We start from the raw sequence: 19,399 nt of genomic DNA on the forward strand, positions 1-19,399 counted from the left end.
AATGACCTGGGTCATCCTCACCGGCCGTCAGAACGATCTCGACCCGGCGGCGACGCCGCACAAGATCATCACCAACCGTGACTATCTTGCGCATCCGGCGCTGTTTCGCGGCCAGCAGCCGAAGGTCATCAACCTATCGAACAATTACGCCTACCAGAGCCGCGGCTATTATGCCTCTCTGCTCGCCGGTTCGCGCGGCCACAAGGTCATCCCGACGGTCGAGACGATGATCGACCTGTCCGAGCGCAAGCTCTACGAGCACGCGCTGCCGGAACTGGAGCTGGCGCTCAACAAATGCCGCAAGGATCTCGGAGGCGTTTTCCCGCAAAAAATCTGCATCTTCTTCGGCATTGGACCGTCGAAGGTCTGGGACCGCTTCGCCAAGCTGTTGTTCGACTGGTTCCGCGCTCCGGCGCTTGAGGTTCACATCAAGGACAGCGCCGAATGGGCTTCGATCCGCAAGATCGGATTCCTGCCGCTGGCCAGGATGGCCGAGGAGGAAGAAGCCTTATTCGTGCAGGCGCTCGAGACGTACACCAACCGCGAGTGGCGCGACACCAAGGGCCGCACCCCGGCACGGTACACCTTCGCCACGCTGGTCGATCCGCATGAGGAACTGCCGCCGTCGGAGATTTCCTCGCTGCGTTACTGGGCCAAGATCGCCGAAAAGATGGGCGTCGAAATCGAGCCGATCACCAGGAAGGACCTGGCCAAGCTCGCCAATTACGACGCGCTGTTCATCCGCGAGACCACCTCGATCTCAAACCACACCTACCGCTTCGCGCGCCGCGCCCAGCAGGAAGGCATGCCGGTGATCGACGACCCGCTGTCGATGATCCGCTGCACCAACAAGGTCTATCTCAACGAACTGATGGCCTACAACAAGGTGCCGGTGCCGCCGACGGTGATGATAGCCGGCACCTCGGATCTCGAACTGGCGGCGCAGACGCTCGGCTTTCCGCTGGTGCTGAAGATCCCGGATTTATCGTTCTCGCGCGGCGTCAAGAAATGCGGCAACTTCGAAGAACTGAAGACGCTCGCCACCGAGTGGCTGGAGGATTTCGATCTCCTGATCGCGCAGAAATTCATCCCGACCGAATATGACTGGCGCGTCGGCGTGCTCGGCGGGCAGCCGCTGTTTGCCGTGCATTATCTGATGGCGAAAAAACACTGGCAGATCGTCAACCACAAGGCCAGCGGCAAGCCCGACCAGGGCGGCATCAAGACCTTCACGCTGAAAGAGACGCCGCCGCATGTCGTCGACACCGCGGTGAAGGCGGCGCGCTGCATCGGCGACGGGCTTTACGGCGTCGATCTCAAGGAAACCAAGGATGGCGTCTTCGTCATCGAGGTCAACGACAACCCGAACCTCGACCATGGCTGGGAGGATTCCGGCGAAAAGGACGAAGTCTGGGTGCGGCTGACGCAATGGTTCCTGGAGCGGCTGGACCGTCCCGGGCGTTAGTTTGCCGCCCCCGGGCGGTAATTCAACCGAGGGGGAAAAATGCAGTTCATCGTCATCGAGGATTTCACCGGCTGCGACCGCAAGGAGATCTACCGCCGTTTCGGCGAGCGCGGCCGATTGAAGCCGGACGCGCTTGTCGTGCACCACTCCTGGATCGCGGCTGATATGAGCCGCTGCTTTCTTTTGGTCGAAGCCGATGACGTCACGCTGCTGCAGCGCTGGGTTATCGAATGGGCTGACCTGGTGGAGTTCGAGATCATTCCCGTGGCGACGAACAAGGACATGGTCGCCGCACTGGCCGGCCATCTCTGAGCAGCTCGGGCCATCAGCCGAGCACCGGCGAACCCACCGACCGCCGGCATTCCTCAATCAGCCAATTGCGAAACGCCGCCACCAGGTCGCGCCTTGCACTGCGTTCCGGGATCGTCAGGCAATAGGGCTGACGCAGCGCGATCGATAGGGCATTAGCCCGGACCAAACGGCCCAATTCCAGCGCCCCGGCGCAATAAATGCCTTGCGCCAGCGCCACGCCCAGCCCTGAAATGGCAAGGTCGAGCGCTGCCCGCGACGAGTTCGCCGACAGGCCGCGCTGCACTGTGCGGCCGGGCTCTATGCCCGCCGCCTCGAACCATGTGCGCCAAGACGGAAACGACGCGCCGGTCGGTCCCCAGTCGGTGTGAATCAGTGGCAGGCCGGCGAGGCTGTCGGTTTTGGCGGTGAGTTCTGGCGCGCAGACGGGGTAGACGGCGTCCCTGACAATGTCTTCGGTCGGGTGTTCACGATAGTGCGGGCCGAAGGACAGCCGGATGTCGATCAGTTCGCGGTCGAACGGCACCGGATCGTCATCGCCGCGCAGGGATATGTCGACGGCGCCGTGGCTGGCCACAAAGCCGGCGAGACGTTCGGAAAGCCACCCCATCGCCATGGACGGCGGCACCGATATGACAAGCCGCGGGCGGAAGGCATCGCTGCCACGCGCGATGCTGCCGATCTCCCGAAAAGCCAGGGTCAGCCGGGGCAGCATCTCGACGCCGGCTTCCGTCAGCACCACGCGGCGGTTGACGCGATGGAACAGTTTTCGACCCATCTGCTCCTCGACGGTGCGAATGAGCTGGCTGACCGCGGCCGCCGAGATCGAGAGCTCATCCGCCGCTGCGGCGAAACTCCCCGAGCGCGCCGCCGCCTCGAAGGCTTGAAGTCCTCTCAGGGAAGGAAGCGCGGTCATGGGCTATCCGATAGTAAGGTAAGCTTATCTATGTCGCAGAAATCCTCGTTTTTCGAAAGCTTTCTTATTCGAGTAGCTTGGCGCCATGACCGTATCGGCCCAGTTTGAACCCAGAGACCATCGCGACGTCGTCGCGTCTCTGACCAATGAGCAGCGCAGCCGCCTGACCGGCAAGTCGGATGGGCCGGGTCTGGTCCAACTCGCCTTCCATCTCGGCGCGATTGTGGCTATCGGCGGGCTGATTGCGGCCAAGGTGCCGTACTGGCCGCTGTTGATGTTGCCGCAAGGCATTCTTATCGTCTTCCTGTTCACGCTGCTGCATGAGACGGTGCACAGGACGGCGTTCGAGACGCAGTGGCTCAACGATGCCGCCGCAAGGGTCTGCAGCCTGGCGATCGCGCTGCCCGCCGTCTGGTTTCGCTATTTCCACTTCGCCCATCACCGTTTCACCCAGGATCCAGAGACCGATCCGGAACTCGCCTTCCCGAAACCGGAGACGATGCGGCAATACATCGTCCACGTCTCGGGCCTGCCGGTGTGGTGGGGGCATTTGCAGACACTCTACACCAACGCGATTGGCGGCTGCCACGACAGCTACGTGCCGCCGAAAGGCCTGCCCAAGGTGCGCACTGAAGCCCGCGCCATGATCGCTTTCTATGTCGTGGTCGCCGCGCTAGCCCTGTGGTTCGAGGCAAGTGTACTGCTCTATGTCTGGATCGTGCCGGCGCTGCTCGGCCAGCCCTTCCTCAGGCTCTATCTGCTGGCCGAGCATGGCCGCTGCCCGCTTGTCGCCAACATGCTGGAAAACACCCGCACCACGCTGACCAACTGGCTGGTGCGCAAAGTCGCCTGGAACATGCCGTATCACGCCGAGCACCACGCCTATCCCGGCGTGCCCTTCCATCAGCTGCCGGCCTTCCACCAGCTGATCGAGCGCCATCTCAAAGTCGTCGAACCCGGCTATGTCAGCTTCCACGAGAAATACGTCGAGACCTTGCGCTGAGGCGCTCGGCCGTCAGCGTAGCGTCTGCTCAACGAGCGTGACGAAATAGCGGAGCACTGTGGGGACGATGGCGTCGTTGAAGACATAGCGATCGCCGTGCAGCCCTTCGCCCGGTCTGACCGCTCCTGCGCCGACCCAGGCATAGCAGCCGCCGGCTTCGCGGACCATGTAGGCAAAATCCTCGCAGCCGAGGCTCGGGTTGAATGCGGTCTCGACTTGCTCGCGGCCGACAACCGCGGTTGCCGCCTGGACGGCTTGGGCCGTCGCGGCTGACGTGTTGACCAGCGGCGGGTAGCCTTTCTTGTAGGCGAGCTTGGGGGTGAGGGCATGCGCCGACGCAATGCCTTGCGCGATATCGCCGATCAGCCTTTCGCAATGGTCCGACAAAGCGGGCTCGAAGAAGCGGCAGGTTCCCTGCAGCCAGACCTTGCCCGGCACGATGTTGCCGACGTTGCCGCCATGGATCTGCGTGATCGAGACGACCAGCGCCCCCTGCGGGTCGACCGAACGGCTGACGATGCGCTGAACGGCTTGAACGAAGGCGCCGGCCGCAAGCACGGGATCGTCGCCAAGCTGCGGCATGGCGGCATGTGCGCCGGTCCCTTCGAAGGTCAGTTCGAAAGTGTCGACGGCCGCCATCATCGACCCGGCACGGGCCGCGATCTTTCCGAGCGGCAGCCCCGGCCAGTTGTGGACGGCGTAGACGGCTTCCACGGGGAAGCGCTCGAACAGTCCGTCCTCGATCATCAGCATGGCGCCGCCTTCATTTTCTTCCGCCGGCTGGAAGATGAAACAGACGGTGCCGTCGAAGGCTCTGTTGTCGGCGAGCAGCTTGGCGGCGCCGAGCAGCATCGCGATGTGCCCGTCGTGGCCGCAGGCATGCATCACGCCGTCTTTCTTCGACGCATATGGCAATCCTGTCTTCTCCAGCACGGGCAAGGCATCGAGTTCGGCCCGAAGCCCGATGGCGCGCACGCCTGGTCGTCCTCTGAGGACGCCAACCACGCCGGTGCCGCCTATGCCTTCATGAACCTCGTCGAGCCCGAAGGTGCGCAGCTTGTCGGCGACGAAGCGCACGGTCTCATACTCTTGGAAACCGAGTTCGGGGTTGGCGTGGATGTGATGCCGCCATTCCACCACCTGCGGGGTGAGGGCGGCGATGGGGTCGTTGTGCAGCATTGCGCTCTCCTTGCCGGCTATCGTAAATTCGGCCTTGTCGATGCCAGCACGTAAAGGATTTGCGCCGGCAGCGTCTTGAACAGGATTGACCGTGTCTGGAATTCAACAGCCTCAGGAGACGACGCAGTTCTGGCGTCATCCGCGCTTTCGCGATCTTGGCATGCTCAAGGCGCGCTTCACGCGGCATCGCTACCAGCTGCACACGCACCCGACCTATGTCGTCGCCCTGATCACGCAAGGGTGCGAGCGGGTCCGCATCGGCAACGAGACTGTCCTCGCGCCGTCGGGCACGGTTCTGCTCGTCGATCCGGAGATATGGCATGACGGCGAGGCGGGCGCCGACCAGGGTTGGGCTTACCGCACCTTCTATCCGTCGGCCTCGCTCATGGGTACTATCGCGGACGAACTCGGGCAGGATCGCCCGCCGTTGTTTTCGCAAGCGATCGTCGATGATGCCGATCTCGTCCAGGCAGTAGGCGTCGCGCACTTGGCTTCGACATCGGGTGATGCCACGAGCGCCGAAACATCCATGCTGATCGCCTTGCGCAAGCTCATCCTGCGCCATGGCGATTGGGGCGGCCGGCGGCGCGAGGCGGTCGAAAGCTTCGGATCGAAAAGCCGGCTCCGGGTCTATGAACAGGTCATCGAAGACCATCTGAACTCGGGCCTCGATTTGCAGCGGCTCGCTGAAGCCGCAGGCGTGACGCGCTTTCAAGTTATCCGCGATTTCAGGAAAGTGCTGGGTCTCACCCCTGCTGCCTTCATCCGTGACCGCAGGCTGCGCCGTGCCGATCTGCTGATCCGGCAAGGTTCAGATCTCGCCGGTGCCGCCTTTGCGGCCGGCTTCTCCGACCAAAGCCATCTCTCGCGCACCTTCCGCGCCGCGCATGGAATGACGCCGGGGATGTTCAGGCGCGCCGGGACGCTGCCCTCGTCTTGAGAAGTCGAGCCATGTCGGCGGCCTTTGACGGCATGCCGATCAGAAAGCCCTGCGCCTCGACGCAGCCAGCCTTGCGCAATATATCGAGCTGCGCTTCGGTCTCGACGCCTTCGGCGGTGACAGTGATGCCAAGTTCGGCACCAAGCCCGATGATCGTGCGCACGATCGCCGCCGTGTCCTTGTTGTCGATATCGTGGATGAAGGAGCGGTCGATCTTGATCTTGTCGACGGGAAAACGCCTGAGATAGCCGAGCGACGAATAGCCGGTGCCGAAATCGTCGAGCGCGATGCGGATACCGAGTTCGCGCAGCTGTCTCAGCGTCTTCAGCACCGTCTCGCTCTCATCCATCAGCACGGTCTCGGTGATTTCCAGTTCGAGCCGGCTGGCCGGCACGCCGGAAACGGCCAGCGCCGAAATCACGCTGCGGGCAAAGTCGGCGCTTCTGATCTGCACTGCCGAGACATTGACGGCGATGCGCATTCCAGGCGGCCAGCCGGCGGCCACGCTGCAGGCCTGTTTCAGCGCCCATTCGCCCAGCGGAACGATCAGCCCGCTGTCTTCGGCGGCTGCGATGAAATCGTCGGGCGCCACCAGGCCGCGCGTCGGTGAATTCCACCGCATCAACGCTTCGGCGCCGACGATCTTGCCCGACGCGATGTTGGTGATCGGCTGGAACTCCAGCACGAACTCCCGCCGCTTCAGTGCCGTCTCGAGATCGGTTTCGAGCGCCAGGCGCGCCCGCACCAAGGCATCCATGCCGGGCTCGAAAAAGCGGTAGACGTTGCGGCCTTCGCTCTTGCCGCTGTAAAGCGCCATGTCGGCGTTCTTCAAAAGCGTGTCGGCGTCCTTGCCGTCACCGGGATACAGCGCGATGCCAAGGCTGATGCCGACATGCATGTCGCGGCCCTTGTCGCGAAACGGCTGGCTGACGACAGCGACGATGCGTTTTGCCAGTTGTTCCGCATCGGTGGCGCCTTTGGGATTAAACTGCAGGATGGCGAACTCGTCGCCACCGAGGCGGGCGACCACATCGGTGTCGCTGCGCAGGCTGTGCCGCAACCGCTCCGCCACGCATTTCAGCAGCCAGTCACCGGCCGGGTGTCCCCAGGTGTCGTTAACGGCCTTGAAGCGATCGAGGTCGAGCGAGAAGATCGCCAACGGTGTATCGCCGGCCATCGCCTGGTCGAGCCGTTCGCGAAACATCGAGCGGTTGGGCAGGTCGGTCAGCGTGTCGTAATGGGCAAGGTGGCTCATGCGCTCTTCGGCGCGCCGGCGCTCGGTGATGTCTTCGAAGGTCGCCACCCAGCCGCCACCGGCAAGCGGCCGGCGCGCAACCAGCAGCGTTCGGCCATCGGCAAGGCTGCGGTCGGTCGAACGCTCCTCACCGGCCTGCAGGCTGGCTCTGGTGTTGGCGATCTCGCCGTCGATGTCCATCGACGGATAGATGCGCAGTCGCACCATCTGTTCGAGCAGGGCGCGCTGGCTCATGCCGAGCGGGAAGTCGTCAGGCGTGACCTTGTAGAGGTCGAGGAAGCGCTGGTTGCGCACGATCAGCGTGCCTTCGGCGTCGTACATCAACAGGCCTTGCGACATGTTGGCGAGCGCCGCATCGAAGCGGCGGTGCTGCTCCTTCAGTTCCTGCTCGGCCCGTCTTTGCTCCGTAATGTCCTCATAGATCGACACCCAGCCGCCTGAGGCCAGCGGCCGGTGCGTGATGGAAACGATGCGTCCGTCCGACAGTATTTCCTCGTAGGTCGAGGCTTGCGCGCGCTCGATATAGGGCTTGCGGATGGCATACAGGTCTTCGGCGCTCTGTGAGGCGACACCGATGTCGACGCTGTGCTTTAGAATGTCCAGGAACGCGATGCCGGGCCGCACGATCTTCGCGTCGAGGGAGAAGATGCTGATATAGTTGCCGTTGCAGATGATCATCCGCTCGTCGGCGTCGAACATGCACAGCCCGTGCGACATATTCTCGACGGCCGCCGAAAAGCGCTCGTTCTGGTGGCGCAGTTCGTCGGCGATCTGCCGTGGCGCGGCGACGCCTCCGGCTCCCCGTCTGCGGACGGGCGAACCACCCTTGACGTGCGCAACGGACATGAGGCGTGCCTGCTGACCGTGATCGAAACCCGGTACTGTGGTTACCGCTGGTTAATTTAGCGTATGTTCACTGCGCCGAATGCACGGCAACCGTTGCCTGGCGTTGCTTTTCAAGCGTTGCGTAGCGTTTGAGGAAGGCAGCTTGCGCCGAGGTCACCGAGTGCGGCTTAAAGTCGAAGCGGTCGGCATTGAACCCGCGCGGCCGGCCGAAGAACTCGGTTGCTTCTGCGGTCGAGAAACCGGCAAGCAGCGTCGCCTCGTAATAGGCGGCGATCTGGTCGGCGCGCTTGATCTCCTTGCGCAAGCCGACGCCGAGTTCGGGCGGCAGCGAAAAGCGCTGATGGATGGCGCGCTGGAGACGCAGCTCACACTCCTTGTAGGAGCCGCCCATTACCGATTTGAACGGCGAGATCATGTCGCCGATGACATATTCCGGCGCGTCATGCAGCAGTGCTGCCAGCCGCGCATTGGCCGAGGCGTCCGGCTGCAACTCGCTGAACAGCGCCTCGACCAGCAGCGAATGCTGGGCGACCGAAAAGGCGTGATCGCCGCGGGTCTGCCCGTTCCAGCGGGCAACGCGGGCAAGCCCGTGGGCGATGTCTGAGATTTCGATGTCGAGCGGCGAGGGATCGAGCAGGTCGAGCCGCCGCCCCGACAGCATGCGCTGCCACGCGCGCGGTGGCGCTCCGACGCGATCGGCAGCCATCAGGCGTCCTCCGCGCCGATGGCTTCCCTGGGAAAGCTGAACTTCGCCCAGGACGGGATGGCGAGCGAGACGGTGACATCACCGGCCAGTACCGGCTGGCCAGCGTCGAGCGCCGCCTTGACCCGGTCGATGCGGGCAATGGCGAGTCCGGCCGTGCCCGCGCTGGAACCGAGCGTGCCGACCGGCCGCCCCGCAACCGTCAGCTCCGAGCCCGGCGCGGGCAAGGCATGGTCGGCCGAAACGATCAGCACGCGCCGCCTGGCGGTGCCGCGATGCTGCATGCGCGAGACCACTTCCTGGCCGACATAGCAGCCTTTCTTGAAGCCGACGCCGCCGGTCTCGTCGAGCAGCACGTCGTGCGGGAAGGCATCGCCGAGCTGATAATCGGAACCGCTTTCGGCAATGCCGTTGGCGATGCGGAGCGCCTGCCACGCAGCCGGATCGCCACCTACGGATGCGCCGCCATAGGAACGGCTCACAACCACATCGCGGAAGCGGGCATCGGCAAGTGTCGTTGAATCAGAAGGTGAGGCGCTTGAATCATCGCCCCACGCAACCGTCACAAGCACTTGATCCTGCTTCGCGATCTCGGCCTTGGCGCGCAGCTTGTAAAGCATCAGCCGGCGCAGGAAGTCGTCTGCGACGTCGGCACGGCAATCCAGCCGGAATCCGTCCTCGCGGCTACGCGAGATCAGGAAATCAAACAGGATCTTGCCTTGCGGCGAAAGCAGCGCACCGGGTTTTGCCGCACCGGCGCCCAGCGTGTCGAGGTCGGTGGTGAGGATGTTCTGCAAAAAATGCTCGGCATCCGGGCCTGACACAGAAATGAGAGCGCGGTCTTTGAGCAGGGCAAAAGGCATGGGCGGCAAAGAACCTGATCTTGCAAAACGGTCGGCCTTTACGTAAGCCGACGATACTCCCCCCGCAAGAGACCGAACGCCCATGGCCACCACCTACGACCTCATCCTGACAGGCGGCACGGTGGTCAACCATGATGGCGAGGGCGCGCGCGATGTCGGCGTCAAGGGTGGTCGCATCGTCGCAATGGGCGATCTTCGCCAAGCTTCGGCCGGCGAAGCGATCGACTGTCGCGGGCTGCACGTCCTGCCCGGCGTCGTTGACAGCCAGGTGCATTTTCGCGAGCCGGGGCTGGAGCACAAGGAAGATCTCGAGAGTGGATCTCGCGCGGCTGTGCTGGGCGGGGTCACCGCCGTCTTCGAAATGCCCAACACCAATCCGCTGACCACCAGCGAGGCGGCGCTTGCCGACAAGGTGCGCCGCGCCACCAGCCGGATGCATTGCGACTTCGCCTTCTGGGTTGGCGGCACGCGCGAGAATGCCGATGATGTCGGTGAGCTCGAGCGGCTGCCGGGTGCTGCCGGGATAAAGGTGTTCATGGGCTCGTCCACCGGCGACCTGCTGGTCGAGGACGACGAGGGTGTCGCATCGATCCTGCGCAACACCCGCCGCCGTGCCGCCTTTCACTCGGAGGACGAGTTCCGGCTGCGCGAGCGCCTGGGCCTGCGCGTCGAGGGCGACCCGTCATCGCATCCCGTCTGGCGCGACGAGATCGCGGCGCTTCGCTGTACCGAGCGGCTGGTGCGCATCGCGCGAAACACCCGCGCCCGCATCCATGTGCTGCATATCTCCACTGCCGAGGAAATCACCTTCCTCCAACAGCACAAGGATGTCGCCACCTGCGAGGCGACGCCGCACCATTTGACACTCGCCGCCGACGACTATGCGCGGCTGGGCACGCTGATCCAGATGAATCCGCCGGTTCGCGCGGCCCGCCATCGCGACGGCGTCTGGCACGGCATTGCGCAAGGCATCGTCGATGTGCTCGGCTCCGACCACGCCCCCCACACGCTGGCCGAAAAGGCAAAGCCCTATCCGGCCTCACCGTCGGGGATGACCGGGGTGCAGACGCTGGTGCCGATCATGCTCGACCACGTCAATTCAGGCCGGCTGACCCTGCAGCGCTTCGTCGACCTCTCCAGCCATGGCCCACAGCGCATTTTCGGCATGGCCCGGAAAGGCCGTATCGCCGCAGGCTATGACGCCGATTTCACCATTGTCGACCTCCAGCGGCGCGAGACCATCACCAATGCGCAAGCCGGCTCCAAGGCCGGCTGGACGCCCTATGACGGCAAGGAAGTCACCGGCTGGCCGATCGGCACCATCGTGCGCGGTCGTCGCGTGATGTGGGAAGGCGAGATCGTCACGCCCGGGCAGGGCAGGCCGGTAGAGTTTTCCGAGGCGCTGCCGGCTTAGCGGTTTCTTGCTGCGTTGGATTTCTTAAGCGCTATCCACTACGTTAAGGGCATTATGAACGCAGATATCGCGCCCATGATTGTCCCTGCGGAGTTTCCGGAGCTCCAGGCGCTCGCCTGGAACCGCGATGCGGCACGCCCGATTCCGGCCGAAGAGGCATTTGCGCTGTATGAGCGTAATTGGCGGTTTGTCGATCAAAAGCGTCTTACTGTGCGTGAGAAGATGCTTATCCAAAGTTTGGCAGACAAATTCGGTCACGGCGTGCTCTTGACCGCCGGCTGATTTCCCTCACCTGATCGTTCCTCGCAGCCGGAATATCAACAGGACACACCGCGAGCGTCATGATGGAATTCAAGAGGCCCGAGCACCAGATCATTGCCGAAGCGCTCGGATTGATGGATCGCCATTTCCTGACCGCAAACCAGTGCTGGTTCGGCGGTGGCACTGCGATCGTTATGAAATTCGGGGAATATCGCCGCTCACTGGATGTGGACTTCCTGTGTGCCGACAGTGATGGCTATCGCGAATTGCGGACCTCCGCAGCCGAACGTGGCGTCAGAGCATTCTTTCCTGAGCCGGTCGAGGCTGTTCGGGACTTCCAGATCGATCAATATGGCTTGCGGACGATCGTGCGGTTGAAAGGCCAAACGATCAAGTTTGAAGTCATCCGCGAAGGCCGCATAAAACTGCGAGGCCATTTCGACGACGATCTGAATGTATCCGCCCTGGTCCCGGCGGATATGTTTGCCGAGAAGTTGCTGGCGAACGCGGATCGATGTCAGGACCGTGCAATTGCATATCGCGATGCCATCGATCTTGGAGTGCTGGTTGGCATCTATAAGGAAATCCCGAGCGACGCTGTTGGCAAGGTGAAGGCGGCCTATGGCGTGGATATCGAGCGCAAGGTGGCTTGGGTGGTAAACAGGCTGCGGGACAAGGAAGAATTGCGGCATGCCGCCGAGGTGCTGCAAATGGATCCCAACGCGGCGGTCGAAGCGATTTCGGCCCTTCGAAATGAAGGTATCCGCATATGGCCTGACACAGGCCTCGAGCTTTCTAGCCCTAGCCAGTAGCCATCCCAGGGGAATCGCCGTTCAATCCCCGGCGACGAAGAATGTCCACTGCCCGGCCGGCGTGATGCCGACGCGGTAGAAGATGTAGGCGCCGAACTGCTTCATGTCGTCATAGTCGCCGGCGGTGACGATCTTGAACAGTTCGACCCGCTGCCTGGCGTTGAGCTTGTCCAGCGGCAGGGCGAAGAAATATGGCCAGACATAGAGTTCCTGCGGTGTGCCGACGTCTACATGGACATAGCCGGCATTGAGCACCTCTTCCAGGATAGCGAGGATTTCCTGACCTTCCTTGTCGCCCGATAGCCCTTTCAGGAACGCGATCGGGTCGCCCTCGATTTCGCCCAGCGACAATTGGGTCATGGTGTCGCCCTTGCCGATCAGCGGCCGCAGCTTCTCGATGTCGCCGCTGACGCAGGCCTCGACCATCAGATCGCGCATGCGCCTGACGGGCTCCGGCAATTTGGAAAGGTCGTAGACGACTTCGGGCACCGGCGCTTCTGGATCGGCACGCGGGTTGGCCACGCCGCCATCGTTGGCGGGGGCCTCCGGTTGGCTTTGTCCGGGCTCCGTGGGCGATTTCGGCTGGCTGGCCGCCGGTGGCGCCGTGCCGGGCAGATCGGGCATTGGCACTGAATTTTCAGACGGCGCCGTCTCACCATTGGCTGGTGGCCCGGCAGGAACTGGAAGCTCCTCGCGCTTGATCTCGCTCAACGCGTAGGCAGGGTTGCTGGTCAGGACAAACGCCAGCGGACCCGCGGCGCAGGAAGCGGCAAGCCAGATGCTGAGGGCCACGCCGCGAGGCCGGCCTGACATCGAAAAATTCACCGCTTGCCTCTCCTCGGGCCTAGGCTCTTCAGGCATGATGCCCAAACGACTCGCCGTCGTCAAAGAACCGGTAAGCTGACAGTGCACCCTCTGAGACGCGCGACGCCTAGTGCCGAAACCGCTCCGGCTCGAAGGCGCCGGCGATCACCTTTTCACGCATGCGATCGAGCAGGGCAAGGGCCGAGGTTTCGCCATTGGCTCGCAGCATCTCGCCGAACGCGGTTTCAAGCGCTGCCTCGGCGATGATTTCAGGTTCTATGCCGGCCGACAGACCTTCCGCCCAGGCCTCGCTATGGCTTTCCACCGCGGTCAGGCGCTTTTCTTCCCTGACCAGCGCGTCGATGTCGTTGACGCCATGTTCCATTTGCGATGTCCACCTTTCAAGCGGCGGTCCGACGGGTCGGATCCGGCTTGGCTGCCCCTATCTCACGCAGGCTAAGTAAGTGTCTGTAAATACGACATTTTTTTGATCGTCTTTACAAACTTCGTCGCCTGCGTCCGGTCCGATTCAAACTTAGCCGATTAGACCGGTGAGCGGGATGAAAACCTTCAGTTTGAGTTAATTCCGCATTCGCGCGCTAACGTTTCGTTAATACTGTTGCGCAAGTGCAACACCAAGATTGCATCAACGTGCCGTGGATACAAGGCGGGTGCTCGAAAAGGCGTGGCTAAACGCCGTCTGGCGCTCGTCAGTTGCCGTAACGCGAGGCGATGTCGCGCGACAGCGTCTCGCCTTCCTTCATGTAGCGGCTGATGGCTTCGGTCGCTGACGGCGTGCATTGGGTATAGGTGCCGCCGAAGGAACGGTAGCCGCGGTTGAAGCTGGCGATGAAGCGGGCGCGCCGCTCGGGATCGGGATTTTCCGAATCGATCAGCTTTTCCATCTCGGTGCGCCACTGGTCGCCCTTTTCGCCGCACAGATTGCGCAGGAAATGCAGCGATCCCAGCACCTCGGCCAGTCGCATCAGCCCGGGCTCGAACGGCGACTCGGCGGCCAGCGCCGGCTGCACGCCAACAGCCGTGGCGGCGGCGAGGCATGCGGCAAGGAACAGCGAGGTGCGGGTCATAAGTCTATCTGGCGAAACATTTTGTCGCCTGCAAGGCGATTCTCGGAGGGGCGGATACCGGTTTGCTTCAGGCCAAAAGCTCTTCAGCCACCTCCACGACGTCACTCGCGAGCGGCAGCGTCGCCATTTCATCAAGACTATAGAAGGCGGCGGTCTCGGCATCGTCGCTGGCCGTAGCTTCGCCGCCGGCATAAACGGCGCTGAACACGGTCAGCAGATAGTCGACCGGGTGATTCTCGCCGCTGCCGTCGATGTGGATGTCGCGAAGCGGACGATAGTCCTGCGCCCGCAGCCCGGTTTCCTCCAGCAACTCGCGCACTGCTGCTTCTTGCAGCGTCTCGCCGGGCTCGACCTTGCCGCCGGGAAAGGCATAAAGCCCCTGCGACGGCGGCCGCGCCCGCTTGACCAGCAGCACCGTCCTGCCGCGCACGACGGCGACCGAGACTGCGGGAAGTGTCTTGCGCTGCTCGTTCATCGATCTCGTTTTCGCCTATGTGAGGCCAGACCCTTGTGGACCGGCCGGCGGCATTGAGCTTTAGCGGTTGCGCAACGCCGGTTCCATCGCCACTTTCGCGATCGGATCATTTCATCGAGCTTTCCCATGTGCGGACGCTTTGCCCTGACGGCCACGCCGGACCAGACCGCCGCCTTGCTCGGCCTGGCGGAGCTGGAGGATTTTCCGGCCCGCTACAACATCGCGCCGACGCAGCCGGTGCTGATGGCGCTGTCGGGGCCGCCGCGCATGCCGGGCTCGAATTTCCCGGATCGCCAGGCGATGCTGGTGCGCTGGGGACTGATCCCCACCTGGGTCAAGGACACCAGGGAATTTCCGCTGCTCATCAACGCGCGTTCGGAAGGCGCTATTGAAAAAGCCTCGTTCAGAGCCGCCATGCGCCATCGCCGTGCCTTGGTGCCGGCCTCCGGCTTCTATGAGTGGCAGCAATCCGGGAGCGGCAAGAAGGGCCAGCCCTACTGGATACGGCCGAGGCATGGCGGGTTGATCGCCTTTGCCGGGCTGATCGAAACCTATGCCGAGCCGGGCGGTTCGGAAATGGACACCGGCGCTATTCTTACCGTCAACGCCAATGCCGGCACCGCCCATATCCATGACCGGATGCCGGTGGTGATCGCGCCTGAAGATTTTGCCCGCTGGCTGGACTGCCGCACGCTCGAACCGCGCGATGTGGCCGACCTGCTCAAGCCCGCGCTGCCCGATTTCTTCGAGGCAATTCCGGTCTCCGACCTCGTCAACAAGGTCGCCAACATCGGGCCCGAGATACAGGACATGGGCATCGTCGAGCCCGGCAAGGTCAGGCGCCAGAAGCCCGGCGCGGACGACAGTCAGATGACGCTGTTTTAGAGCGCGCTCCCAAGAAGCCATGTCCGGTCTTCGGGAAGAACCTGCTCAATAGGAAGAGCTGTTGTTTTCAGGCGCGCTATGGGGCCTCAGCCTTCCGTTCCGGCGCACGCCTTGTCGGCGGCGGCACGATGCCTGTTCAGGCAGCGCGGGGCGAAGTGATTTTCGGCGCCGGCTTTTTATTCTTCGCGGTGTGGAGAAGGGCGGCGACGATCGCGGCCGGGCCGATCGCACGGTAGTGGTTGGCGAGCGCCGGTTGCTTGGCGCGGCTCGATTCCTGCTTGGTTCGTGACATCGATCTCTTCCCTGTAACATTTCCGTGTCTGCGTTTGCCGGCCGAATCTGACCGAATCGTGACCTATGGTGAACTAGCCGGCGAATGTTTCATGACTGTGCCGACATGTTTAATAAAATGTTTCAGCGGCTCCTGACCTATGAACCAGCGATGCTTTTGCCGGAAGTTGCGACTTGACGGCAACACCGGCCAAGGCGATAAAGCCGCCGATGAAAACGTTTTTCGCCATTTGTGGCATTTGCATTATTGGCTAGCTTCGCGCTGGTCCGGACGTTTTCGCCTCATCTTTCCCCAGAGTGGACAAACGCCCCGGCCAGCAGGCTGGAGCCCGATTTGTGCCTTGGCACAGGTAAGGCTCTCTCCAGAACTTAACGGACCGGAAGGGCACGCATGTCTGACGCATCGAAGGGTCTCAGCCTCTACAACACGCTAACGCGGACGAAGGACGTGTTCCTCCCGATCGACCCGTCGAATGTGCGCATGTATGTCTGCGGCCCAACCGTCTACGACTTTGCCCATATCGGCAATGCGCGTCCGGCGATCGTCTTCGACGTGCTGTTCCGTTTGCTGCGTCACCTCTATGGCGAGGCTGGTGTCACGTATGTGCGCAACATCACAGATGTCGACGACAAGATAAACGCCCGCGCGCTGCGCGATTTCGGCGCCGAGATCGCGTCGGGAAGCCTGACGCTCAACGAGGCGATCCGCCGCGTCACCGAAAAAACCGCCGACCAGTATCACAAGGATGTCGCCGCACTCGGCTGCTTGCCGCCGACGGTCGAGCCACGCGCCACCGAGTTCGTCGCGCGCCGCGCCGACGGCAAGGTTGACATGATCACCTTGATCGAACGTTTGATCGAACGCGGCCACGCCTATGTCGCCGCCGGCGAAGTGCTGTTCGACACCGCCTCGATGCCGGATTATGGCGAGCTGTCGAAGCGCAATCTCGACGAACAGCAGGCCGGTGCGCGAATTGCCGTCGACGCTCACAAGAAGAACCCGGGCGATTTCGTGCTGTGGAAATTGTCGTCACCGGAAGAGCCCGGCTGGGACAGCCCATGGGGCAGGGGCCGGCCGGGCTGGCACATCGAATGCTCGGCCATGTCGGCCGCCTATCTCGGCGATGTCTTCGACATCCATGGCGGCGGCCTCGATTTGATCTTCCCGCACCATGAGAACGAGATCGCCCAGTCGCGTTGCGCCCACGGCACCGACGTCATGGCCAATATCTGGATGCACAATGGCTTCCTGCAGGTCGAGGGCCAGAAAATGTCGAAGAGCGTCGGCAATTTCTACGCGATCGCCGAACTGCTGGAGACCGAAACTTTCGGCGGCCGCAAATGGCCGGGCGAGGTGCTGCGTCTGGCGATGCTGATGACGCATTACCGCGAGCCGATCGATTTCTCCGTGCGCAAGCTGGAGGAAGCCGAGAACACGCTGCGCAAATGGAAACGCGCGGCTGACCTGGCGCCGTCGGCAGGGCAAGTCCCGGCGGAGATTGTGGCGGCGCTGTCGGACGACCTCGCCACCTATGCCGCCTTCCAGCAGCTCACGCAGCTTGCCGGTGAGGCCGCGGAGGGCAACGAAGCGGCCGCATCGCTGAAGGCATCGCTGTTGTTCCTCGGCTTCGATATCGGCGCGGCCAAGGTCGACGAGGCAGCGATCGCCAAGGCGATCGCCAAGCGCTTGGAACTGATCGCAGCGAAAAACTGGGCCGAGGCCGACCGCATCCGCGACGAGCTTCTGGAGCAAGGCGTGCAGCTGAAGGACGGCAAGGATCCTGTCACCAACGAACGCGTGACGACGTGGGAGGTGAAGCGGTGAGGGTGGCGCGAGACACCGTTGTAAGATTGGCGAAGGCGGCAGCGACAGCCAATCTCCCCCCTTGCGGGGGAGATGTCCGGCAGGACAGAGGGGGGTTCGAAGGAACGCCAGCGTTCCTTCTTGCCCACTTTCATTTCGGCCACTTTCTGAGAACGCAATGGCTGCCGGTTGAGACGCTGGCGGGACAGCACCCCCCTCTGTCCTGCCGGACATCTCCCCCGCAAGGGGGGAGATCAGCCCTCGCCTCGGTTTTCGCTAATCGCCAGCGCGGAGTGGCCTGAGCATGGGTCACGACCTCGTTCCATCGCGTCAGCGCAAGAATGCAAAGTCCATGCGTCGCGTCATGACCGATGCCGAGCTGAAACTGTGGAATGAGTTGCGGGCTCACCGGCTGATCGGGATGAGCTTTCGCCGACAGGTACCGATTGGACCCTACATTGTCGACTTCGCCTGTTCGGCCCACCACCTCGTAGTCGAGGTTGATGGCAGTCAGCATGCCGACGTAGAAGATGCAGAACGCGACAAGGCACGCAGCGCTCAATTGAGTGCCAGTGGCTGGACCATCCTGCGCTTCTGGAACGACGACGTCATCCGCGATATCGACAATGTCTGCCAGCACATCGTGATCGAGGCCGGCTTGGCCGGCGCCGACGTGCCGGCGCCAGCAAGGGAGGAGCTTGTTTCATGATCGACCATCTCGGCATCAATGTCGCCGATTTCGGCGCGTCGAAAGCCTTTTATGACCAGGCGATGGCGCCGCTTGGCGCCTCGCTGATTTACATGGTGCCACTGGAATATACCGGCGGCGCCAAGGTCGGCGGTTATGGCCGCGACCGGCCGGTGTTCTGGCTGCAGGCCAGCGATGACAAGCCGAGGACCCATCAGCACGTCGCCTTCACCGCGCGCAGCCGCGCCGAGGTCGACGCCTTCCATGCCGCGGCGCTCGCCGCCGGCGGCAAGGACAATGGCGGGCCGGGGCTGCGCCCGCATTATCACCCGGACTATTACGGCGCCTTCGTCTTGGATCCCGACGGCAACAATGTCGAGGCCGTCTGCCATGCGCCCGAATGACTATGAAACGGAGTGAAACGCCATGAGCCTCGACAACCGGCCGATCTACACCGGCGGCTGCCAGTGCGGCGCGGTGCGCTTTCGCGTCGAGGGTGCGCTAGGTGACGCCTCGATCTGCCATTGCCGCATGTGCCAGAAGGCGTTCGGCTCATTTTACGCGCCCCTGGTCTCGGTGCGTGGCGCCAAACTCGACTGGACGCGCGGCGAACCGAAATATTTCGCCTCGTCCAGCCACGTCGATCGTGGCTTTTGCGGCAATTGCGGCACGCCGCTGACCTTTACCGCGCCCGACGGCATCGGCCTCGCCATCGGCGCCTTCGACAATCCGGCTGATATCGTGCCGCTGATCCAGTGGGGCACGGAGGCAAAACTTCCCTATGTCGACACCCTTCCGCAATTGCCGGGCGAGGACACGATGGCCGACATGTCGTCGGCGCCTTATCTTGCCGAGCTTGTCTCCTACCAGCATCCCGATCATGACACCGAACAATGGCCGCCAGAGGAAAAGTTATGACCGATGAAGTTCGAACCGGCGGCTGCCAGTGCGGCGCCGTCCGTTTCCGCATCAAGGGCAAGCTTGGCCGGGCGTCCATCTGCCATTGCCGCATGTGCCAGAAACAGTTCGGGTCGTTTTTCGGCGCCCTGGTGACAGTGCCCAAGGATGGCGTCGAATGGGTGCGCGAGGAGCCGACCTACTTCCAGTCGTCGGTCAACATCGATCGCGGCTTCTGTGCCCGCTGCGGTACACCGCTGACCTATCGCCAACCTGGCGCACTGGAGATCGCCATCGGCGCCTTCGACGACCGCTCCGATCTGGCGCCGCAGATCCAGGTCAACTACGCGGTCCGATTGCCTTGGGTGGAAACGATCTTTGACCAGCCCGTGCATCAGGATCCGGATTTCTACTCCCGCCAGGAGCAGATCATCTCCTTCCAGCATCCCGACCACGAAACCACGGACTGGCCCGCGCACGGCCTGAAGATATGAGCAATGA

At 62.9% G+C, this 19,399-nt stretch carries 23 protein-coding genes; 13 read left to right on the plus strand and 10 right to left on the minus strand.

From position 1 onward, the window contains the following. The first annotated feature begins 1 nt into the window (after window position 1). Both AC3EML_RS14075 and AC3EML_RS14080 read left to right on the plus strand, forming a co-directional pair. Window positions 2-1,465 carry a RimK family ATP-grasp domain-containing protein gene (locus AC3EML_RS14075; protein WP_488505240.1) on the plus strand — a complete coding sequence of 488 codons (1,464 nt, stop codon included), beginning with the start codon at window positions 2-4 and terminating at the stop codon, window positions 1,463-1,465. 39 nt (window positions 1,466-1,504) lie between these two features. Continuing rightward, window positions 1,505-1,777, plus strand: a complete 273-nt coding sequence (locus tag AC3EML_RS14080) for a DUF3303 domain-containing protein (RefSeq protein ID WP_352512320.1) — start codon at window positions 1,505-1,507, stop codon at window positions 1,775-1,777. Window positions 1,778-1,790: 13 nt separating this feature from the next. On the opposite strand, the gene AC3EML_RS14085 is transcribed toward AC3EML_RS14080, so the two are convergent. After that, the gene (locus AC3EML_RS14085) at window positions 1,791-2,690 is read right to left on the minus strand and encodes a LysR substrate-binding domain-containing protein (protein WP_352522226.1); all 900 of its coding nucleotides are present in this window, start codon (window positions 2,688-2,690) and stop codon (window positions 1,791-1,793) included. 85 nt (window positions 2,691-2,775) lie between these two features. Here AC3EML_RS14085 and AC3EML_RS14090 point away from each other — a divergent pair, with 85 nt between their 5' ends. Then, window positions 2,776-3,693, plus strand: a complete 918-nt coding sequence (locus AC3EML_RS14090; RefSeq protein WP_352522225.1) for a fatty acid desaturase family protein — start codon at window positions 2,776-2,778, stop codon at window positions 3,691-3,693. Window positions 3,694-3,705: 12 nt separating this feature from the next. Here the strand turns inward: AC3EML_RS14090 and AC3EML_RS14095 are convergent, their stop codons facing one another. Next, window positions 3,706-4,872 (minus strand): amidohydrolase, encoded by a 1,167-nt coding sequence (locus AC3EML_RS14095; RefSeq protein ID WP_352522224.1) that lies wholly within the window; start codon window positions 4,870-4,872, stop codon window positions 3,706-3,708. Between the two features lie 91 nt (window positions 4,873-4,963). Here AC3EML_RS14095 and AC3EML_RS14100 point away from each other — a divergent pair, with 91 nt between their 5' ends. Beyond that, on the plus strand, window positions 4,964-5,812 hold the full coding sequence (locus tag AC3EML_RS14100) for an AraC family transcriptional regulator (protein ID WP_352522223.1): 849 nt from the start codon (window positions 4,964-4,966) through the stop codon (window positions 5,810-5,812). On the opposite strand, the gene AC3EML_RS14105 is transcribed toward AC3EML_RS14100, so the two are convergent. The 3 genes from AC3EML_RS14105 to ygfZ form a co-directional block, all read right to left on the minus strand. Next, on the minus strand, window positions 5,781-7,913 hold the full coding sequence (locus tag AC3EML_RS14105) for a putative bifunctional diguanylate cyclase/phosphodiesterase (RefSeq protein WP_023670259.1): 2,133 nt from the start codon (window positions 7,911-7,913) through the stop codon (window positions 5,781-5,783). The genes AC3EML_RS14100 and AC3EML_RS14105 overlap by 32 nt on opposite strands. A gap of 67 nt (window positions 7,914-7,980) precedes the next feature. Then, window positions 7,981-8,619: an HD domain-containing protein gene (locus tag AC3EML_RS14110; protein WP_023742620.1), complete on the minus strand. Its 639-nt coding sequence runs from the start codon at window positions 8,617-8,619 to the stop codon at window positions 7,981-7,983. Beyond that, entirely contained in the window at window positions 8,619-9,479 is an 861-nt protein-coding gene (gene ygfZ / locus AC3EML_RS14115; RefSeq protein WP_352522222.1) for a CAF17-like 4Fe-4S cluster assembly/insertion protein YgfZ, read from the minus strand. Before ygfZ ends, AC3EML_RS14110 begins: the two co-directional genes overlap by 1 nt. Before the next feature lie 82 nt (window positions 9,480-9,561). On the opposite strand from ygfZ, the gene AC3EML_RS14120 reads away from it, so the two are divergent. From AC3EML_RS14120 to AC3EML_RS14130, 3 genes are all read left to right on the plus strand, one after another. Continuing rightward, a complete protein-coding gene (locus AC3EML_RS14120; protein WP_352522221.1) occupies window positions 9,562-10,893 on the plus strand; it encodes a dihydroorotase in 1,332 nt (443 codons plus the stop codon). 54 nt (window positions 10,894-10,947) lie between these two features. Then, window positions 10,948-11,175, plus strand: coding sequence for a hypothetical protein (locus tag AC3EML_RS14125; protein WP_027049982.1), 228 nt, complete (start codon window positions 10,948-10,950; stop codon window positions 11,173-11,175). 62 nt (window positions 11,176-11,237) lie between these two features. Continuing rightward, window positions 11,238-11,966 carry a nucleotidyl transferase AbiEii/AbiGii toxin family protein gene (locus tag AC3EML_RS14130; RefSeq protein ID WP_352522229.1) on the plus strand — a complete coding sequence of 243 codons (729 nt, stop codon included), beginning with the start codon at window positions 11,238-11,240 and terminating at the stop codon, window positions 11,964-11,966. 21 nt (window positions 11,967-11,987) lie between these two features. Here AC3EML_RS14130 and AC3EML_RS14135 read toward each other — a convergent pair whose 3' ends face one another. The 4 genes from AC3EML_RS14135 to AC3EML_RS14150 all read right to left on the minus strand — a co-directional run bounded on the left by AC3EML_RS14135 (window position 11,988) and on the right by AC3EML_RS14150 (window position 14,333). Further along, complete coding sequence (locus tag AC3EML_RS14135) at window positions 11,988-12,791, minus strand: hypothetical protein (protein WP_023735503.1); 804 nt, start codon at window positions 12,789-12,791, stop codon at window positions 11,988-11,990. Window positions 12,792-12,897: 106 nt separating this feature from the next. Then, the gene (locus AC3EML_RS14140) at window positions 12,898-13,155 is read right to left on the minus strand and encodes a hypothetical protein (protein ID WP_023673564.1); all 258 of its coding nucleotides are present in this window, start codon (window positions 13,153-13,155) and stop codon (window positions 12,898-12,900) included. Between the two features lie 325 nt (window positions 13,156-13,480). Next, complete coding sequence (locus AC3EML_RS14145; RefSeq protein WP_023684478.1) at window positions 13,481-13,858, minus strand: TIGR02301 family protein; 378 nt, start codon at window positions 13,856-13,858, stop codon at window positions 13,481-13,483. A 67-nt stretch (window positions 13,859-13,925) separates the two neighbouring features. Continuing rightward, window positions 13,926-14,333 (minus strand): NUDIX hydrolase, encoded by a 408-nt coding sequence (locus AC3EML_RS14150; RefSeq protein WP_352522220.1) that lies wholly within the window; start codon window positions 14,331-14,333, stop codon window positions 13,926-13,928. 126 nt (window positions 14,334-14,459) lie between these two features. On the opposite strand from AC3EML_RS14150, the gene AC3EML_RS14155 reads away from it, so the two are divergent. Further along, window positions 14,460-15,218 carry an SOS response-associated peptidase gene (locus AC3EML_RS14155; protein WP_352459643.1) on the plus strand — a complete coding sequence of 253 codons (759 nt, stop codon included), beginning with the start codon at window positions 14,460-14,462 and terminating at the stop codon, window positions 15,216-15,218. A 136-nt stretch (window positions 15,219-15,354) separates the two neighbouring features. Here the strand turns inward: AC3EML_RS14155 and AC3EML_RS14160 are convergent, their stop codons facing one another. Then, window positions 15,355-15,510 carry a hypothetical protein gene (locus tag AC3EML_RS14160; protein ID WP_023673568.1) on the minus strand — a complete coding sequence of 52 codons (156 nt, stop codon included), beginning with the start codon at window positions 15,508-15,510 and terminating at the stop codon, window positions 15,355-15,357. A gap of 390 nt (window positions 15,511-15,900) precedes the next feature. Here AC3EML_RS14160 and cysS point away from each other — a divergent pair, with 390 nt between their 5' ends. The 5 genes from cysS (at window position 15,901) to AC3EML_RS14185 (ending at window position 19,392) form a co-directional block, all read left to right on the plus strand. Continuing rightward, window positions 15,901-17,334, plus strand: a complete 1,434-nt coding sequence (gene cysS / locus AC3EML_RS14165) for a cysteine--tRNA ligase (protein ID WP_023738583.1) — start codon at window positions 15,901-15,903, stop codon at window positions 17,332-17,334. Between the two features lie 283 nt (window positions 17,335-17,617). After that, complete coding sequence (locus AC3EML_RS14170; RefSeq protein ID WP_352521091.1) at window positions 17,618-18,022, plus strand: endonuclease domain-containing protein; 405 nt, start codon at window positions 17,618-17,620, stop codon at window positions 18,020-18,022. Continuing rightward, window positions 18,019-18,405 (plus strand): VOC family protein, encoded by a 387-nt coding sequence (locus AC3EML_RS14175; protein WP_023684472.1) that lies wholly within the window; start codon window positions 18,019-18,021, stop codon window positions 18,403-18,405. Before AC3EML_RS14170 ends, AC3EML_RS14175 begins: the two co-directional genes overlap by 4 nt. 22 nt (window positions 18,406-18,427) lie before the next feature. Then, window positions 18,428-18,919, plus strand: a complete 492-nt coding sequence (locus AC3EML_RS14180; RefSeq protein WP_023684471.1) for a GFA family protein — start codon at window positions 18,428-18,430, stop codon at window positions 18,917-18,919. Then, on the plus strand, window positions 18,916-19,392 hold the full coding sequence (locus AC3EML_RS14185) for a GFA family protein (RefSeq protein WP_023684470.1): 477 nt from the start codon (window positions 18,916-18,918) through the stop codon (window positions 19,390-19,392). The genes AC3EML_RS14180 and AC3EML_RS14185 overlap by 4 nt, the downstream gene beginning before the upstream one ends. Window positions 19,393-19,399 lie beyond the last annotated feature (7 nt).

Source organism: Mesorhizobium sp. P170090, assembly GCF_057786115.1.

What these genes read in the sequence shown, in the direction of transcription:
- AC3EML_RS14075 (WP_488505240.1), top strand. Translation starts at nt 2, where the DNA reads ATGACCTGGGTCATCCTCACCGGCCGTCAGAACGATCTCGACCCGGCG.
- AC3EML_RS14080 (WP_352512320.1), top strand. Translation starts at nt 1,505, where the DNA reads ATGCAGTTCATCGTCATCGAGGATTTCACCGGCTGCGACCGCAAGGAG.
- AC3EML_RS14085 (WP_352522226.1), bottom strand. Translation starts at nt 2,690, where the DNA reads ATGACCGCGCTTCCTTCCCTGAGAGGACTTCAAGCCTTCGAGGCGGCG.
- AC3EML_RS14090 (WP_352522225.1), top strand. Translation starts at nt 2,776, where the DNA reads ATGACCGTATCGGCCCAGTTTGAACCCAGAGACCATCGCGACGTCGTC.
- AC3EML_RS14095 (WP_352522224.1), bottom strand. Translation starts at nt 4,872, where the DNA reads ATGCTGCACAACGACCCCATCGCCGCCCTCACCCCGCAGGTGGTGGAA.
- AC3EML_RS14105 (WP_023670259.1), bottom strand. Translation starts at nt 7,913, where the DNA reads ATGTCCGTTGCGCACGTCAAGGGTGGTTCGCCCGTCCGCAGACGGGGA.
- AC3EML_RS14110 (WP_023742620.1), bottom strand. Translation starts at nt 8,619, where the DNA reads ATGGCTGCCGATCGCGTCGGAGCGCCACCGCGCGCGTGGCAGCGCATG.
- ygfZ (WP_352522222.1), bottom strand. Translation starts at nt 9,479, where the DNA reads ATGCCTTTTGCCCTGCTCAAAGACCGCGCTCTCATTTCTGTGTCAGGC.
- AC3EML_RS14120 (WP_352522221.1), top strand. Translation starts at nt 9,562, where the DNA reads ATGGCCACCACCTACGACCTCATCCTGACAGGCGGCACGGTGGTCAAC.
- AC3EML_RS14125 (WP_027049982.1), top strand. Translation starts at nt 10,948, where the DNA reads ATGAACGCAGATATCGCGCCCATGATTGTCCCTGCGGAGTTTCCGGAG.
- AC3EML_RS14130 (WP_352522229.1), top strand. Translation starts at nt 11,238, where the DNA reads ATGGAATTCAAGAGGCCCGAGCACCAGATCATTGCCGAAGCGCTCGGA.
- AC3EML_RS14140 (WP_023673564.1), bottom strand. Translation starts at nt 13,155, where the DNA reads ATGGAACATGGCGTCAACGACATCGACGCGCTGGTCAGGGAAGAAAAG.
- AC3EML_RS14145 (WP_023684478.1), bottom strand. Translation starts at nt 13,858, where the DNA reads ATGACCCGCACCTCGCTGTTCCTTGCCGCATGCCTCGCCGCCGCCACG.
- AC3EML_RS14150 (WP_352522220.1), bottom strand. Translation starts at nt 14,333, where the DNA reads ATGAACGAGCAGCGCAAGACACTTCCCGCAGTCTCGGTCGCCGTCGTG.
- AC3EML_RS14155 (WP_352459643.1), top strand. Translation starts at nt 14,460, where the DNA reads ATGTGCGGACGCTTTGCCCTGACGGCCACGCCGGACCAGACCGCCGCC.
- AC3EML_RS14160 (WP_023673568.1), bottom strand. Translation starts at nt 15,510, where the DNA reads ATGTCACGAACCAAGCAGGAATCGAGCCGCGCCAAGCAACCGGCGCTC.
- cysS (WP_023738583.1), top strand. Translation starts at nt 15,901, where the DNA reads ATGTCTGACGCATCGAAGGGTCTCAGCCTCTACAACACGCTAACGCGG.
- AC3EML_RS14170 (WP_352521091.1), top strand. Translation starts at nt 17,618, where the DNA reads ATGGGTCACGACCTCGTTCCATCGCGTCAGCGCAAGAATGCAAAGTCC.
- AC3EML_RS14175 (WP_023684472.1), top strand. Translation starts at nt 18,019, where the DNA reads ATGATCGACCATCTCGGCATCAATGTCGCCGATTTCGGCGCGTCGAAA.
- AC3EML_RS14180 (WP_023684471.1), top strand. Translation starts at nt 18,428, where the DNA reads ATGAGCCTCGACAACCGGCCGATCTACACCGGCGGCTGCCAGTGCGGC.
- AC3EML_RS14185 (WP_023684470.1), top strand. Translation starts at nt 18,916, where the DNA reads ATGACCGATGAAGTTCGAACCGGCGGCTGCCAGTGCGGCGCCGTCCGT.